Origin of the sequence: Erythrobacter sp. BLCC-B19 (genome assembly GCF_028621955.1) — a bacterium.
In the GTDB taxonomy this organism is placed as follows: domain Bacteria; phylum Pseudomonadota; class Alphaproteobacteria; order Sphingomonadales; family Sphingomonadaceae; genus Erythrobacter.
This window is the reverse complement of the sequence record NZ_CP117516.1, coordinates 3338777-3352759: the sequence shown is the minus strand read 5'-3', so window position 1 is coordinate 3352759 and position 13983 is coordinate 3338777. Positions and strand designations below refer to the sequence as shown.

The window sequence follows — 13983 nt, the reverse complement described above, 5'->3', positions numbered from 1 at the left end:
TTATGGCCCCTCGGGGCAGCGCTAAATGAAATCGATTGCTACAGCAACGCCTGCGCGGCGATCTTCAGCAGCCCGCCCTCGGTCACGCATTGATGGAAGTCATGGCTCATCCCCGGAAGCGTCAGCAGCGTGGGGGCGCTGTCCTTGCCCAAGCCCTCGGCGTAGCTGCGGAGTGCGCGGGTGTAGCAGCGCGCGCGGCGCAGACGGTTGCGGCCCTGACGCAGATTGATGATCTCGTCCTGCCGGACCGAGGCGTCGATACGCGTGTCGCGGTTGCCGACGATCACCGTGGTCGGGATATCGAGGAACTCCGGCCCCACAATGGCTCGGCCTTGTCCGTCGCCGATGCCGTGGGGATAGGCGGTGCCCGTGTGCGGCATACAATACCACCCTGCCGAAACCACGCACAGGCGCCGCACCCGGCGGGGGTGGAACAGGGCGAAGCGATGCGCCATCTGTGCACCGCCTGAAAAGCCGAACAAGGCGAAGCGATCGGCCGCGATGCCGTGCTCGGCGGCGAGATCGTCAAGCAGCGCTATCAGCGCGTGGTCGGCGCGCACCTGTCCGCTCTTGCGCGCCAGCAATTGCTGATACTGGCCAAAGGCCTCGCGGGTGAACAGCGGGGCGATGATGGTTGTCCCGGCAAAGGCGGGATCCTGGGCAAAGCGCAACGCGATCTCGGCGGCGTTGCGGCTGATGCCGTGCACCGCGACGAGCACCGGCTGGCCGGGCCTGACATTGGCGATGTAGCAATCGGGCATCGCAGCGTGGCTGGCGGGGCGAAAGCGGGGCTGGGCGATGGCTGGGACAAGGTCCGGCTTCAGGAAAGGCATCACGACACACGCTCCTGCGTCAGGTGGGATGAGGGCGGCGCGAGTGCGGCGCGCGGCAAGGCGGCGGATTCCGGCTCGCGCGCCCGCGCCGCGCGGCTGCGCGTCGTTCCCGAGCGCTGCGGCCGATTGCGGGGCGGGGCGCTGGCGATCAGACCGGCAAGCCGATCGAGCGCAATCTGCCCCCCGATACGGGCATGGAGCGCGCGCACACTCTCCAATAGCCGGGCGGCAATGAAGCCGATCACGGTCAGATGGCCGGCAATCCCGGCATGACCGCCGCGCCCGCCTGCCTGCCACACCAGCACCAGCGCGGCTGCCAGTCCGGCTAGCGTGGCGATAGCCTCCATCGCTCCGATGGCAGCGGCGCGCGTCACCGCCGCCCGCGCCAGCGTCGCTGAAAGGCTCGCCAGCTTGCGGGTGCCATTGCCCTTGCGCGGCGAGCCCCCCTCAAGATCGGCGCGCACCCGGCGCACCATGAAGCGATTGAGTCGGCCCCGCTCGCGGCGTTGCATCACAATCGCGCGGGAGAGCGGAAAGGCCTGGATCAGAATGATCGCCGTGCCGAGAAGCAGCGGGACAAGGCCGATGCGCAATTGCGGCATGGTCAAGGCGACCCATAGCCCGGCCACACCGGCCGCTGTCGCGCTGGTCCACAGGCGCACCGATCCGCGCAGGGCATAATTGCGCAGCGATGCCATGTCGTTGATCAGCCCGGTGAGCCAGCGCGCGCCGCCTTCGCTTGGCGCTGCCCCGCGCCAGCGCACCACCGCCGCGTAAAGCGCGGCCCGGCAATCGGCGACATAGCCCTGTGCGAAGCTCTCGCCGACCCAGCGCTGAAGCAGCAGCGCGGTGGCGGCGGTGGCCGCGATGCCCATGCCCGCCGCCAAGGCCGAGGGTGCAGGGGTGGGGCCGGTGAGCAGCTGGTCGAGCCTTGCCGCAAACAGCACCACCAGCAGTGCCTCGCCGATCGCCAGCGCGACCAGTGCCGCGGCAAGACCGCGCCGCCGCCCTGCCAAAAGCCTCGGGGCAGCGGTCACGCGGCGACCCGCAATTCGGGCGCACTGAAGGCGATGCGGGCTGCCGCCACCGGATCGCGCAAGCTGGCGAGATCGGCAAGCTCGATCCCCGTTGCCATCGCCGCCTCGCGCGCGGCCAGGGGCGAAGCCGTGACCAGCCCCGAAATCGCAAGCGGTGCGATCCCGCGCCGGGTCAGCCACTCGCAGCCAAAGGCGGCCCCCATCGCGTCGGCTGCGGCGAACAGGAAGCCATCGAACCAGCCCCGGGCATGGCCGGTCAGGGCCAGTGCGGCGGTTTCCCGCTGCAGCAAACCGTCGGCGATCTCGACCACGGCGATATCCATCCCCGCTGCGCCGAGACGGGCGAGGAGCAATTGCGCGACCTGGCCCAAATCCTCGTCGGACACTCCGAAGGTCGATGCGTGACCGGCATCGGTAAAATCGACCGCCATCGCCGCGCCCGCATCGCGCATCGACCACAGATCCCCGCCCGAACCCGTGCCGGTGAGCTTGGCCGCGCCGACGTTGAAACCGGCGCGGCTCAGCCCGTGGATCAGCCCGCTGACCGTGGTGGTCTTGCCCGCATTCATCGAACTGCCGACCACCGCGATCACCCGGGCAGGGCGCGCGGACGGCGGCGGGGCAAGGGCGAAGTCGGCGAGATTGACCGCCCGCCCATCGGCCCGCATCAGCGCGCCGATCACCTCGATCCGGGTAGCGGGCTTGATGCTCGCGTGACGCGAGGTGACGAGCGCTGCAACTCCGCCGCCTGCGACCAGATGGCAGGGGCCGAGATTGTCGGGGACATAGGCTTCGAACTGGTCGGGCGCGTAGCGGTTGCCGTAGGCGACGATGATCTCGTCACCTTCGTACAGATCACCGCGGCGCCCGTGGACATTTTCGAGCCGGCGGTGCTGGCCAAGGCCGGTGACCCGCGCGAGGACGAGATCGCCAGCCTGCGGACGGCGACCCGATCGCACCAGCCGCGATGCCGCCGCTAAATCGACATTGCGCGTGGTGAAAGCGCGCTTGGCGCTGTCGAGCCGCCGCTCCAGCCGCTCCCCATAGGCCACCCCGTCGAGCGATTGGAAGTCATGGATGGTCATCGGCGTGTCTCCTCATGGCTGGTCTTGCCCCATGCCAACGGAAGAGATCGGCGGCTTATTCCGCAGAGCGCGGAAAAAATATTTGTTTGGGTCCGGCCGGAATAAGTGGCCGACCTGGCCCGTTGGCAGCGGGACGGCCCTTCCGGGTCGGCCTCGCAGCAACAGGATGTCAGACATGATCAAGCACCCGCTCCGCCCCGCCGCTTCGCTCCGCGCCATCGCGCTGGCCTCAAGCCTTGCAGCCCTCTGCGTCGGCGGAACGGCCCGCGCCGAAGAGGTCGCCGATGCCAGCGCCGACGAGGATGGCCTGACGTTCAAGACAGGCGATGTCGAATTCAACCTCGGCGGCAGGCTCCATTTCGATGCCGCTGTGTTCGAGCACGGCCTGACAGACGGCAGCGATGCCGATGTGCGCCGCGCGCGGCTCGAATTCTCGGCCAAGTTCGGGGACGTGGTGACAGTGCGGGTCGACCGCGAATTCGCGCAGGCCGATGGCTGGCGCAACCTGTGGCTCGCGGTTGAACCGGCCAAAGGGCTGGAGATCAAGGGCGGCAACATGATCGTCCCCTTCAGCATGGAGGATATGCAGAGCTCGAACGCGATGCCGCTGGCCGAACGCTCGCTCGCCAATTCCTTCTCGCCCGGCTTTGGCCTCGGTGGCAGCGTCAAGTATGCGGGCGAGGGCTTCACCATCACGGGCGGTTACTTCACCGATGCGCTCGACGATGAGGTCGGCCAGTCGCGGGTGCGCGGCGATGGCTATGTCCTGCGCGCCACATTCGCCCCGATCCGTGAGAACGACAGCTTCCTGCATCTGGGCGCGGCCTATGAACATCGCGCCTTCAACCTCGCCGAGCCGCCGCGCTTTACCGCTATCTCGGCCTCGAGCCTCGCCCCCAGCCTTGCCTCGACCGGCGCGCTTGCCGGCGCGCGCAATCTCGACGCCTACAATGCCGAGTTCGCCTTTGCCCGCGGGCCGGTGCAGGTGCAGGCGCAATACATCGTCGCCACCATCGACCGCGTGGCAGCGCCGAGCCTCGATTTCAGCGGCTGGTATGTCGGCGCAGGCTGGCTCGTCACTGGCGAGCGCTACGGCTATGCGCGGAGCAGCGGCGTGCCGAGCGGGGCGCGGATTGGCAAGAAGGGCGGCGCGGTCGAACTCAACGCGCGCTACAGCCGCGCCGATCTCGACGATCCGGCACTGGACCGCGGAAGCGCCACCATTCTGTCGGCAGGTGCGACTTGGTATATCACCCGCAATATCAGGGTTCTTGCCAACTACGCACGCACGCGCACAGCTGACCGTTCGCTGGTGCCCGATGCCAGCGGCAATCTCGGCGTGGTTCGCTTCCAGCTGGCATTCTAGCCTGCATTGCGCACAACCGTTCGCCCCCGGCACCCGTCTTGCCATCATGGCGGTGCAGCGCAGATGCCGAGGGCCACGTTGAGGTCAGAACGATGCGGTAAGGCTGGCCACAAGGCGCGACCCGGCGATCGACCCTGCGCCGTCCTGTCCGCGCGAAAAGCTCGGGCGGAGCCGGGCGCTTTCGGCCTCGGAGATATCGGTGTCGACATAGGCGAGGGAGAGCGTCAAGCCTTCGACGGGTGTGAAGTCCGCACCGATCGACCAGTCGAAATAGGTGCCCGTCGGCGCGAGGCTGGTCGCGTTGGGGCCGAGGCCGGGGTTGCCGTCCGAGTGGCCGATGTGCCCCTTCAGAGTGACGGGGGTGTCGCCAACCGCATAGGCGGCATCGGCGAAGAGGTAGAGATTATCCTCCTTGTCGCCCGGATCGTCCGGCAGGCCCGCCGCAGCCGCAGCGCCGGTGAAGAACACCTTGCCGAGCGCTCCCTGCTTCGGGGCATAGGCGAGCCCGCCCGTCAGGGCGAGCGGGCCGACGTTGCCGGAAAGCCGGGCGTAGAGTTCGGCAAAATCGGTCTCGTCCGCGCCGCCGGGATACATGTACCAGGTGAGCCCGGTATCGAGCGTGCCCGCGCCCACCGGCACCTTGAAGCCGGCAACAAGATCCAGCTCCATGTTCGCGCCCCCGAAGGTGCCCCAGCCCGCAAGGTTGGAGCCCCAGGCACCGACATAGACGCCGCTTTCGTGGGTCGCGGTGACGCCGCCCTGTATCGCAAGTCCCTCGTCGGTCTGGGATACGCCGCGGAACCGGTAGTCGGAGGCGATGGTGGCACTGCCCGACACGGTCACCGGCGGTCCCTCGCTTGCGGGTCGGTTTTCGTTCTGGGCATGGGCTGGCATGGCGATAATCGCTGCAAGGGCAGCAAGCGGCAGATAACGCATGGGAAAACTCCTATTGTCGGAGGCGGCGCGGTGTCGCCCGATGCGCCAGCCATTCCTTCCGATTGCCGTGAAATCGCCATGCGGATTGCGCCCTGGCGGCGTGAAAACGGCGTGAAGGGCTTGCCGTGCTTCCAACCGACCGGGCGGGGCGTTTTCACAGGGATTTAATGCGCAAAGCCGCTTCACCCGGCGCAATTTCATGCCGCCTACCCCTAATGGACTGCCCGGTCCCATTTTGCCTGACCGGGAGCTGACATGACGTTCGACCTGATGTTGGCCGCGCTCGTTGCGCTAGGCCTGCTTGTCTACCTCACCTTCGTTCTCCTGAAGCCGGAGCGCTTCTGATGGCGGCCTCCGGAATGTTCGACCGCGCGCTGATCGGGCCCGCGGTGCGCGGCGCTTTCGTCAAGCTCGATCCGCGGACGCTGGCGCGCAACCCCGTGATGTTCGCGACCGCGGTGGTCGCCGCGGCGGCGACGCTGATCCTGTTCCACCACTTGGCGACGGGCACCGGCGACCTGCTGTTCGAGGGGCAGCTGGTGGCCTGGCTGTGGATCACGGTGCTGTTCGGCAACTTCGCCGAGGCGCTGGCTGAAGGGCGCGGGAAGGCGCAGGCAGCCTCGCTCAGAGCGACCAAGGACCAGCTTGTCGCGCATCGTATCGGTAAGGGCGGGGCGGCGGAGGAAATCCCGGCGACGCAGCTGAAGCGCGGGGACGTGGTCGTCGTCGTTGCCGGTCAGCAGATCCCTGCCGATGGTGAGGTGGTCGCCGGGGTCGCCTCGGTCAACGAGGCGGCGATCACCGGCGAAAGCGCGCCCGTGATTCGCGAGGCAGGCGGCGACCGGTCGGCGGTGACGGCAGGCACCACGGTGATCTCCGACCAGCTCCAGATCAAGGTGACGGCCGAACCCGGCAGCGGTTTTCTCGACCGGATGATCGCGCTCGTCGAAGGCGCGAGCCGGCAGAAGACCCCCAACGAGATCGCGCTGACGATCCTGCTGACCGGCCTCACACTGGTGTTCCTGATCGCGGTCGGCACGCTTCCGGCCTTTGCCGCCTATGCGGGCGGGGGCATCGCCGTGCCGGTGCTGATCGCGCTGTTCGTGGCCTTGATCCCGACGACCATCTCGGGTCTGCTCTCGGCCATCGGCATTGCCGGCATGGACCGCCTGATCCGCTTCAACGTGCTCGCCAAGTCGGGCCGCGCGGTCGAGGCGGCAGGCGACATCGGCACGCTGCTGCTCGACAAGACGGGCACGATCACCATCGGCGACCGGCAGGCGAGCGAATTCGTCGCGCTGACGGGAGTGGCGCAGACCGACCTCATCTCCGCCGCCCGTCTCGCCAGCCTTGCCGACGAGACCCCCGAGGGCCGCTCCATCGTGGTGCTGGCGGGGGCGGGCGAGGCGCTGGCTCCCGACGCCCAGATCGTGGGCTTCACCGCCCAGACGCGGGTGAGCGGGATCGACCAGCAGGGGCGCAGCATCCGCAAGGGCGCGGTCGATGCGGTTCTGAAGCTTGCGGATTTCCCCGAAGCCGCCGTTACCGAACTGCGCCGCATCACCGATCGCATCGCGCAGGCCGGCGGCACGCCGCTGGCGGTGACCGAAAACGGACGGCTCCTTGGCGCGGTCCACCTCAAGGACATCGTCAAGGCGGGCATCCGCGAGCGCTTCGTCGAGTTGCGCCGCATGGGCATCCGCACGGTGATGATCACCGGCGACAACCCGCTCACCGCCGCTGCCATCGCTGCCGAGGCCGGGGTCGACGATTTCCTCGCCGAGGCCACGCCCGAGAACAAGCTCGCCTATATCCGCAAGGAACAGGCCGAGGGCAAACTGGTCGCCATGTGCGGCGATGGCACCAATGATGCCCCCGCGCTCGCGCAGTCGGACGTCGGGGTGGCGATGAACACCGGCACCCAGGCCGCGCGCGAGGCGGGCAACATGGTTGATCTCGACAGCGATCCGACCAAGCTGATCGAGGTGGTCGGCATCGGCAAACAACTGCTGATGACGCGCGGGGCGCTCACCACCTTTTCGATTGCCAATGATATCGCCAAGTATTTCGCGATCCTGCCCGCGATCTTCGTCGTGCTCTATCCCGGGCTGGGCACGCTGAACGTCATGGGGCTGGAGAGCCCGAACAGTGCGATCCTTTCGGCGATCATCTTCAACGCGCTGATCATCCCGGCGCTGGTGCCGCTGGCGCTGAAGGGTGTGCCCTATCGCCCGATGCCCGCTGCCAGCCAGCTGCTGCGCAACCTTGCGATCTACGGGCTTGGCGGCGTGATCGCGCCCTTCATCGGGATCAAGCTCATCGACCTCGCCGTCGCCGGCCTCAGCCTCGCGTAAGCCGCGAAAGGACTTCATTTCATGCTTTCCAGCATTCTCACCATCACCATCGTCGTCGGGGGCACGGCGCTGCTGTCCTGGCCGCTCGGCCAATACATGGCGGCGCTCTTCTCGGGCCGCTTCGCTGCTGCCGACCGGCTGTTCACTGCCGCCATCGGAGGCGCGGGAGAGCAGGACTGGAAGTCCTATACGCTCGCGCTGGCAGCCTTCAACGTGGTGATGTTCGCCTTCGTCTTCGCGCTTCTGTCGACCCAGCACCTGTTGCCCCTCAACCCCGACGGGCAGGGGCCGACGAGCCTCCACCTCATCTTCAACACGGCGGCGAGCTTCGTCACCAACACCAACCTCCAGCACTATTCGGGCGAGAGCACCTTCAGCTACCTTGCCCAGCTTGGCGGGTTGATGTGGCTGCAATTCGTCTCGGCCGCGACCGGGATTGCCGCGCTCGCCGCGCTGGCGCGGGGGATCGGCGGGCAGGCGAGCATGGGGAACTTCTTCCTCGATGTGTCTCGCGCGAGCTTCCTGATCCTGCTGCCGCTGGCGATCATCGTCGCTGCATGGCTCACGCTTTCGGGCGTGCCGATGACGCTCGAGGGTGCTGCGCAGGTCACGACGCTGGAAGGCGCGGCGCAAACGATCGCGCGCGGGCCGGTCGCCGCCTTCGTCGCGATCAAGCAGCTTGGCACCAACGGCGGCGGCTTCTTCGGGCCGAACTCCACCCATCCGCTCGAAAACCCCTCCTTTTGGTCGAACCTTGTCGAGATGGCCTCGATCATCCTCGTGCCGATGGCCTGCGTGTGGATGTTCGGGCGGATGATCGGCCGCCCCCGGCACGCTGCCGTGATCTTCGCGGTGATGGCCGGGCTGCTGGCGATCAAGCTGACCGCTGCTATCGCCTTCGAGAGCACGCCCACCATGGCCTTTGCCGACCTTGCGGTGCAGCAGGATGTCGGCAACCTCGAAGGCAAGGAGCTGCGTCTCGGGGCGATCACCGGGCCGCTGTGGGCGGTGCTCACCACCGCGACGAGTAACGGCTCGGTCGGCGCGATGCACGACAGCCTCAACCCGCTCACCGGGCTCGTGCCGATGGCGGGGATGTGGCTCAACGAGACCTTTGGCGGCGTTGGCGTGGGGATGATCAATATGTTCCTCTACATCGCGCTCGCGGTGTTCGTGGCGGGGATGATGGTCGGCCGCACCCCGGAATATCTCGGGCACCGGATCGAGGGGCGCGAGATGCGGCTGGTCGTGCTCGCGCTGATCAGCCACCCGCTGCTGATCCTCGGCGGCACCGCGCTGTTCGCCGCGACCCCCTGGGGTCTCGACACGCTCAACAACACCGGCGCGCACGGCTTTTCCGAGATCCTCTATGAATTCAGCTCGGCGGCCGCCAATAACGGGTCCGGGTTCGAGGGGCTGGGCGACAACACCCCGGCCTGGAACATCGCCACCGGCCTTGTCATGCTGATCGCGCGCTTCCTGCCGATCATCGTGCCGCTGGCTATCGTCGGCTCGCTCATGGCCAAGCGCCGCAGTGCCGAGAGCGCGGGCACGCTGAGTGTCGAAGGGCCGACCTTTGCAGTGATGCTGTTCGTCGTGATCGTGATCTTCGGCGCGCTCACCTTCTTCCCCGCTGCCGCGCTCGGCCCGATTGCCGAGCACGTCACCCTGATGCGCTGAGGAGCACTGTCGCGATGCAATACATCCTTCCCGCGATCCGCCTGTGGCTGGTCACCGTCCTTGTTTGCGTGGTGCTCTACACCGGGCTGATCCTCGGCTTCGCGCAAGTCGCCGCCCCGTTCAGCGCCAATGGCTCGATCATCGAGGCCGGCGGCAGGCCCGTGGGCAGCGCGCTGGTTGCGCAGAAGTTCACCAGCCCGCGCTATTTCTGGCCGCGTCCTTCTGCGCCCGATTACAATGCGATGGCGGCGGCTGGCAGCAACAAGTCTCCGACCAGCCCCGATCTGACCGCCCGTGCACAGGAAACCCTCGCGGCCTACGGCGCGACAGCAGCCAACCCCGTCCCCGCCGATCTCGTGGCGGCCTCGGGCGGGGGGCTCGATCCGCACATCAGCCTTGCCGGCGCGCTGTATCAGGTGGACCGTGTTGCGGCAGCGCGCGGGCTTGCTCCGGCGGCGGTCAGGCAGCTTGTCGAGGATCAGGCCACCAGCGTGGGCGGAGCGCTCGCGCCCGAGCGGATCGTCAATGTCCTGACGCTCAATCTGGCGCTCGACCGGCTGGGGCGGTAGGTCACCGCCATGAACGAAAAGCGCCCCGCCAATGATGCCGAACGCTTCCTGCGTCTGGCGCAGCGCGGAGAACGCGGGCAGCTGACAGTCTACCTCGGCATGGCACCGGGGGTCGGCAAGACCTACCGGATGCTCGAGGAGGCCGCCCGGCGGCAGGCCGAGGGCGTGGACGTGGTGGTCGGCATCGCCGAAAGCCACGGCCGCAGCGAAACCGCGCAGCTGATCGCGCCCTTCGAGGTTCTGCCGCGCAAGGTCATTACCCATGCCGGGCACCAGCTGGAAGAGTTCGACATCGATGGCGCGCTCCAGCGCCGCCCCGGTCTGATCCTCGTCGACGAGTTGGCGCACACCAACGCGCCCGGCAGCCGTCATCCCAAGCGCTGGCAGGACGTGGCAGAACTGGTCGTGGCCGGGATCGATGTCGCCACCACGCTCAACATCCAGCATATCGAAAGCCTCAACGACATCGTCGCCGGTTTCACCCATGTGCGCGTGCGCGAGACGGTGCCCGACAGCATCCTCGACAGCGCCGAGGTGATCCTCGTCGACCTGCCGCCCGAGGCGCTGATCGAGCGTCTGAAGTCGGGCCGGGTCTATCTGCCTCAGACGGCCGGACAGGCGCTTTCGAACTTCTTCACCCCGGTCAAGCTCGCCGCCCTGCGCGAACTTGCGCTGCGCTATGCGGCTGGTTCGGTCGATCGGCGTTTGTCGGACGACCTCGCTCTGGGGTCAGGCGACGGCACATCTCCCGATGATTTCGTGGTGGCCGAGCGGTTGCTGGTGGCGATCAGTCCCGGCAAGGGCGGGGCGCAGGTGGTTCGCCATGCCAAGCGGCTCGCCGATCTTGCCCGCGCGCCGTGGACCGCCGTCGTGGTCGAGAGCGCGGGCGTGCGCGGCGTGACGGGCGAGCAGCGCGAACAGCTGGCAGAGAACCTCGCCCTCGCATCCTCGCTCGGTGCCTCACTGATGACCGTGGCCGCCACCGACATTGCCGAGGCGCTGGTCGATCAGGCACGCGAGCTGCGGGCGAGCCAGATCGTGATCGGCAAGAGCCGCCGCAGCCGGTGGTTCGAGTGGCGTCACGGCTCGGTCGCGCAGGACGTGATCCGCAAGGCGCGCGGGATTGCGGTGCACGTTGTTCCGCTGGGCGAGGCAGACGAAAAGCCGGTGCGGCTGCGCGACCCGCACCCCTATTTGGCCCCGACGCTGGCCTTGGCGCTGGTGGTGCCGGTAGCCCTGCTGCTGGCCTTCGCGGAGCCGTTCATTCCTTCCGGCGCAATCGATATGCTGCTGCTGCTGCCGGTGATTGTCGCCGCCATCACGCTGCGCACCAAGGCCGGGCTGTGGGCCGCCTTGTGGGCGGCGCTGGCCTACAACTTCATCTTCACTGCGCCGCGCTTTACCTTGTTCATTCACCGACCCGCCGACCTCATCACCTTTGCCGCACTTGCGCTGGTCGGCGGTACGATCGGCGTTCTGGCCGGCAAGGTGCGTCAGCGGGCCGAGACCAGCGCCGGGGTCGCGCGGATCAACGCCGCACTCGCCCGCTATGCCGGACTGCTCGTCGGCGTGTCCGATCGCACCGCGACGGCGGCCATCGCCTGCCGCGAAATCGGCGCGCTGCTCGGGGTGGAGGCGATCATAGTCGCCGACGAAGCCGGACGGATCGTGGTCCGCGGCAACAGCGAGCGCGCCTCGCTTACTCTCGTGGACGAGGCCGCCGCGCGCTGGACGCTTGAAAAGGGTGAGCCAACCGGCCGCGACACGGGCACGCTCAATGCGTCGGACTGGCAGTTCCACCCGCTCCAGACCTCGCTCGGGGTGCTGGGCGCACTGGGGCTGGCGAGGGCCGGGCGGGGCCGCATCATTCGCGCCGATGATACCACCTTGCTCGCCTCACTGATCGACCAGACCGCGCTGGCCCATGAACGTCTGATGCTGGAAGACGAGGCGCGCCAAGTCGACACGCTGCGCACCCGCGACCGGCTGCGCGGCGCCTTGCTCGGCAGTATCGCGCACGATTTGCGCACGCCGCTGACCGCGGTGATCGCCGCCACCGAGGCGCTTCCTGCGACAGGCGAATATGCATCCGAAACCAGGATCGCCCGCGAGGAGGCGCGGCGGCTCGAGAGGTTTCTGGGCGACCTGCTCGAAGCCTCGCGGATCGAGCATGGGGCAATCGAGCCGCGCATGGAGAGCCTTGACCTCACCGATGTCGCCGCATCGGTGCTGCGCGATCTGCGGCAGGATCGCGAGGATGGTCGGCTTGACCTGAGGATCGATCCCGATTGTCCGCTGGTGGCAAGCGATCCGGTGCTGCTGCGCCACGTGCTGATCAACCTCATCGACAATGCGCTCAAATTCTCGCCGGCTGACAGCAGGGTGGAATTGTCGGTCGATTGCACGGACATCGAACTTGCCATCAACGTCCTTGACCGTGGCCCCGGCCTGCCGGAGGGCCGCGAGGCGCTGTTCGAACGGTTCGCGCGGCTTGAAGGCAGTGACAGGGTGGGCGGAACCGGGCTTGGGCTGTGGATCGCCAAGAGCTTCACCGAAGCCATCGGCGGCGCTATTGCCGCGACTGATCGCGAAGGGGGAGGGGCAAGGTTCACAGTGATCCTGCCGCTGCCGGACGGGAAAGCCGATGCGTAAAGACGTGCTCATCGTGGATGATGAAGCCGCGATCCGGCGGCTTCTGACCGGCGCCCTCGGCCGCGCCGCGATCAGCCACGTTGAAGCAGCCACGGCGGCTGAGGCGCTGCGTCTTGCTGCCGCTTCGCCCGCGCCGCTTGTCGCTTTGCTCGATCTTGGCCTGCCGGACCGCGATGGCCTCGAAATCGTGCCGCAGCTTGCCGCGCTCGGCCTTTCGGTGATCGTGCTGACCGCGCGTGATGCGACGCAGGAAAAGGTCGCCGCGCTGGACTTGGGGGCGGATGATTTCGTGACCAAGCCATTCGACAGCGAGGAACTGCTGGCCCGCATCCGTTCCGCGATGCGGCGCAAGGCGGGGCCGCTGGCGAACGAGTCCCGCCGCGAGTTTGCAGGCGGCAGCATCGACCGGTCGACGCATATTGTCGAGGTTCGCGGGATGCGTGTCGATCTCACCCCGCGCGAATTCAACCTTCTGTGGGCGCTCGCCGATCACCCCGGCCGGGTCATGACCCACGAGAGCTTGCTGGAAGGGGTATGGGGCTCTGCCCACCGGCAAGATCTCGACTATCTGCGCGTTGCGGTGCGCTCGCTTCGGCGAAAACTGGAAGAAGATCCCGGCAGTCCCCGGCTGGTCGTGAACGAGCCCGGCGTGGGGTATCGCTTGTCGGCGTGATGATGCCGACGAGGATCGCCCCGATCTTGGCCGCCTTTGGCCGCACCGGGCGATTGGTCATCTGCGTTGAAGGTCAGCCATCTGAGGGTGGCGGGCGAACACAATAGTCCCCGCCATCACGAGCGCCCCTGACGTGAGCAGCGTCGCGGCAAGGCCGCAGCTTATGAGCAGCACGGCCCCGGCTGCCGCTCCGGCAAAGATCATGGCAACCGCAGCAAGACGGGTTGACTGGTTTGCCCCGTCGCCAGCCGCCAGGCGCGAGTCCGATGCGATGCCGGTGATCGTAAGGGTCAGCACCGTCGTCGAAAGATCGGGGACCTTGAGCTGCCGGACCACGGTATTGCGGAACCCCATGGCACCTGCCGTCAATGCGATCACGGCGTAAAGGCCGTCCACGAGCGGTGCCGGGCGGCTTTCGAGAAACAGACTGAACAGCCCGGCAATGATGAGCATACCGCCTTCGACCGTGGCCGCCACGACAAGCCAATGGCTCAGCCTTGCAGGCCGTTCCAGCCGCGATATTCGTCCCGCCAGCACCGCCCCGGCCATGAACGCGAGGAGAGCGGTTACGTAATAGGCAAGATGAAAGCCTTCCGCGCCGACTGCAGCAAATGCGGCGAAGACCACGTTGCCTGTCATGTTGGCGGTAAAGACCTTGTCCATGCCCAGAATGCTGGCCGCATCGACCATCCCGGTTGTCGCAGACAGCAGCAGCAGGAGGCGAACCAGCGGCGCGGGGGTCTTGAGCGGGACGCTCGGCGCGATCGTCATGGAATGTCTTTCCTTCGGCACAGATGC

The 13983-nt window shown here is 67.4% G+C and carries 12 protein-coding genes; 7 read left to right on the top strand and 5 right to left on the bottom strand.

The genetic code is table 11. The features are described 5' to 3' along the window. Nucleotides 1-38 precede the first annotated feature (38 nt). Genes PS060_RS15725 through PS060_RS15715 form a run of 3 tightly spaced genes read right to left on the bottom strand, consistent with a single transcriptional unit; the run spans nucleotide 39 to nucleotide 2955 of the window. Nucleotides 39-833 carry a hypothetical protein gene (locus PS060_RS15725; protein WP_273984453.1) on the bottom strand — a complete coding sequence of 265 codons (795 nt, stop codon included), beginning with the start codon at nucleotides 831-833 and terminating at the stop codon, nucleotides 39-41. Continuing rightward, nucleotides 833-1870: a hypothetical protein gene (locus PS060_RS15720; RefSeq protein WP_273984452.1), complete on the bottom strand. Its 1038-nt coding sequence runs from the start codon at nucleotides 1868-1870 to the stop codon at nucleotides 833-835. Before PS060_RS15720 ends, PS060_RS15725 begins: the two co-directional genes overlap by 1 nt. Then, nucleotides 1867-2955, bottom strand: a complete 1089-nt coding sequence (locus PS060_RS15715) for a DUF1611 domain-containing protein (protein ID WP_273984451.1) — start codon at nucleotides 2953-2955, stop codon at nucleotides 1867-1869. The genes PS060_RS15720 and PS060_RS15715 overlap by 4 nt, the downstream gene beginning before the upstream one ends. A gap of 175 nt (nucleotides 2956-3130) precedes the next feature. On the opposite strand from PS060_RS15715, the gene PS060_RS15710 reads away from it, so the two are divergent. Then, nucleotides 3131-4321: an OprO/OprP family phosphate-selective porin gene (locus tag PS060_RS15710; protein WP_273984450.1), complete on the top strand. Its 1191-nt coding sequence runs from the start codon at nucleotides 3131-3133 to the stop codon at nucleotides 4319-4321. An 84-nt stretch (nucleotides 4322-4405) separates the two neighbouring features. On the opposite strand, the gene PS060_RS15705 is transcribed toward PS060_RS15710, so the two are convergent. Then, nucleotides 4406-5257 carry a TorF family putative porin gene (locus PS060_RS15705; RefSeq protein WP_273984449.1) on the bottom strand — a complete coding sequence of 284 codons (852 nt, stop codon included), beginning with the start codon at nucleotides 5255-5257 and terminating at the stop codon, nucleotides 4406-4408. Between the two features lie 255 nt (nucleotides 5258-5512). Here PS060_RS15705 and PS060_RS15700 point away from each other — a divergent pair, with 255 nt between their 5' ends. The 6 genes from PS060_RS15700 to PS060_RS15675 are packed head-to-tail and all read left to right on the top strand — an operon-like array spanning nucleotide 5513 to nucleotide 13185. Next, on the top strand, nucleotides 5513-5602 hold the full coding sequence (locus PS060_RS15700) for a K(+)-transporting ATPase subunit F (protein ID WP_273984448.1): 90 nt from the start codon (nucleotides 5513-5515) through the stop codon (nucleotides 5600-5602). Between the two features lie 14 nt (nucleotides 5603-5616). Continuing rightward, nucleotides 5617-7611, top strand: a complete 1995-nt coding sequence (gene kdpB, locus PS060_RS15695) for a potassium-transporting ATPase subunit KdpB (protein WP_273986949.1) — start codon at nucleotides 5617-5619, stop codon at nucleotides 7609-7611. Nucleotides 7612-7632: 21 nt separating this feature from the next. After that, nucleotides 7633-9291 (top strand): potassium-transporting ATPase subunit KdpA, encoded by a 1659-nt coding sequence (kdpA, locus tag PS060_RS15690; RefSeq protein WP_273984447.1) that lies wholly within the window; start codon nucleotides 7633-7635, stop codon nucleotides 9289-9291. A gap of 14 nt (nucleotides 9292-9305) precedes the next feature. Continuing rightward, complete coding sequence (kdpC, locus tag PS060_RS15685; protein WP_273984446.1) at nucleotides 9306-9860, top strand: potassium-transporting ATPase subunit KdpC; 555 nt, start codon at nucleotides 9306-9308, stop codon at nucleotides 9858-9860. Nucleotides 9861-9869: 9 nt separating this feature from the next. Then, a complete protein-coding gene (locus tag PS060_RS15680; RefSeq protein WP_273984445.1) occupies nucleotides 9870-12512 on the top strand; it encodes a sensor histidine kinase in 2643 nt (880 codons plus the stop codon). After that, nucleotides 12505-13185 carry a response regulator transcription factor gene (locus tag PS060_RS15675; RefSeq protein ID WP_273984444.1) on the top strand — a complete coding sequence of 227 codons (681 nt, stop codon included), beginning with the start codon at nucleotides 12505-12507 and terminating at the stop codon, nucleotides 13183-13185. The genes PS060_RS15680 and PS060_RS15675 overlap by 8 nt, the downstream gene beginning before the upstream one ends. 57 nt (nucleotides 13186-13242) lie before the next feature. Here the strand turns inward: PS060_RS15675 and PS060_RS15670 are convergent, their stop codons facing one another. Then, the gene (locus PS060_RS15670; RefSeq protein ID WP_273984443.1) at nucleotides 13243-13956 is read right to left on the bottom strand and encodes a YoaK family protein; all 714 of its coding nucleotides are present in this window, start codon (nucleotides 13954-13956) and stop codon (nucleotides 13243-13245) included. Between the last annotated feature and the right edge of the window lie 27 nt (nucleotides 13957-13983).

Coding starts and splice junctions, on each gene's coding strand:
- kdpA (WP_273984447.1), top strand. CDS start 7,633: ATGCTTTCCAGCATTCTCACCATCACCATCGTCGTCGGGGGCACGGCG.
- PS060_RS15705 (WP_273984449.1), bottom strand. CDS start 5,257: ATGCGTTATCTGCCGCTTGCTGCCCTTGCAGCGATTATCGCCATGCCA.
- PS060_RS15725 (WP_273984453.1), bottom strand. CDS start 833: ATGCCTTTCCTGAAGCCGGACCTTGTCCCAGCCATCGCCCAGCCCCGC.
- PS060_RS15700 (WP_273984448.1), top strand. CDS start 5,513: ATGACGTTCGACCTGATGTTGGCCGCGCTCGTTGCGCTAGGCCTGCTT.
- PS060_RS15710 (WP_273984450.1), top strand. CDS start 3,131: ATGATCAAGCACCCGCTCCGCCCCGCCGCTTCGCTCCGCGCCATCGCG.
- PS060_RS15680 (WP_273984445.1), top strand. CDS start 9,870: ATGAACGAAAAGCGCCCCGCCAATGATGCCGAACGCTTCCTGCGTCTG.
- PS060_RS15675 (WP_273984444.1), top strand. CDS start 12,505: ATGCGTAAAGACGTGCTCATCGTGGATGATGAAGCCGCGATCCGGCGG.
- PS060_RS15715 (WP_273984451.1), bottom strand. CDS start 2,955: ATGACCATCCATGACTTCCAATCGCTCGACGGGGTGGCCTATGGGGAG.
- PS060_RS15670 (WP_273984443.1), bottom strand. CDS start 13,956: ATGACGATCGCGCCGAGCGTCCCGCTCAAGACCCCCGCGCCGCTGGTT.
- kdpB (WP_273986949.1), top strand. CDS start 5,617: ATGTTCGACCGCGCGCTGATCGGGCCCGCGGTGCGCGGCGCTTTCGTC.
- kdpC (WP_273984446.1), top strand. CDS start 9,306: ATGCAATACATCCTTCCCGCGATCCGCCTGTGGCTGGTCACCGTCCTT.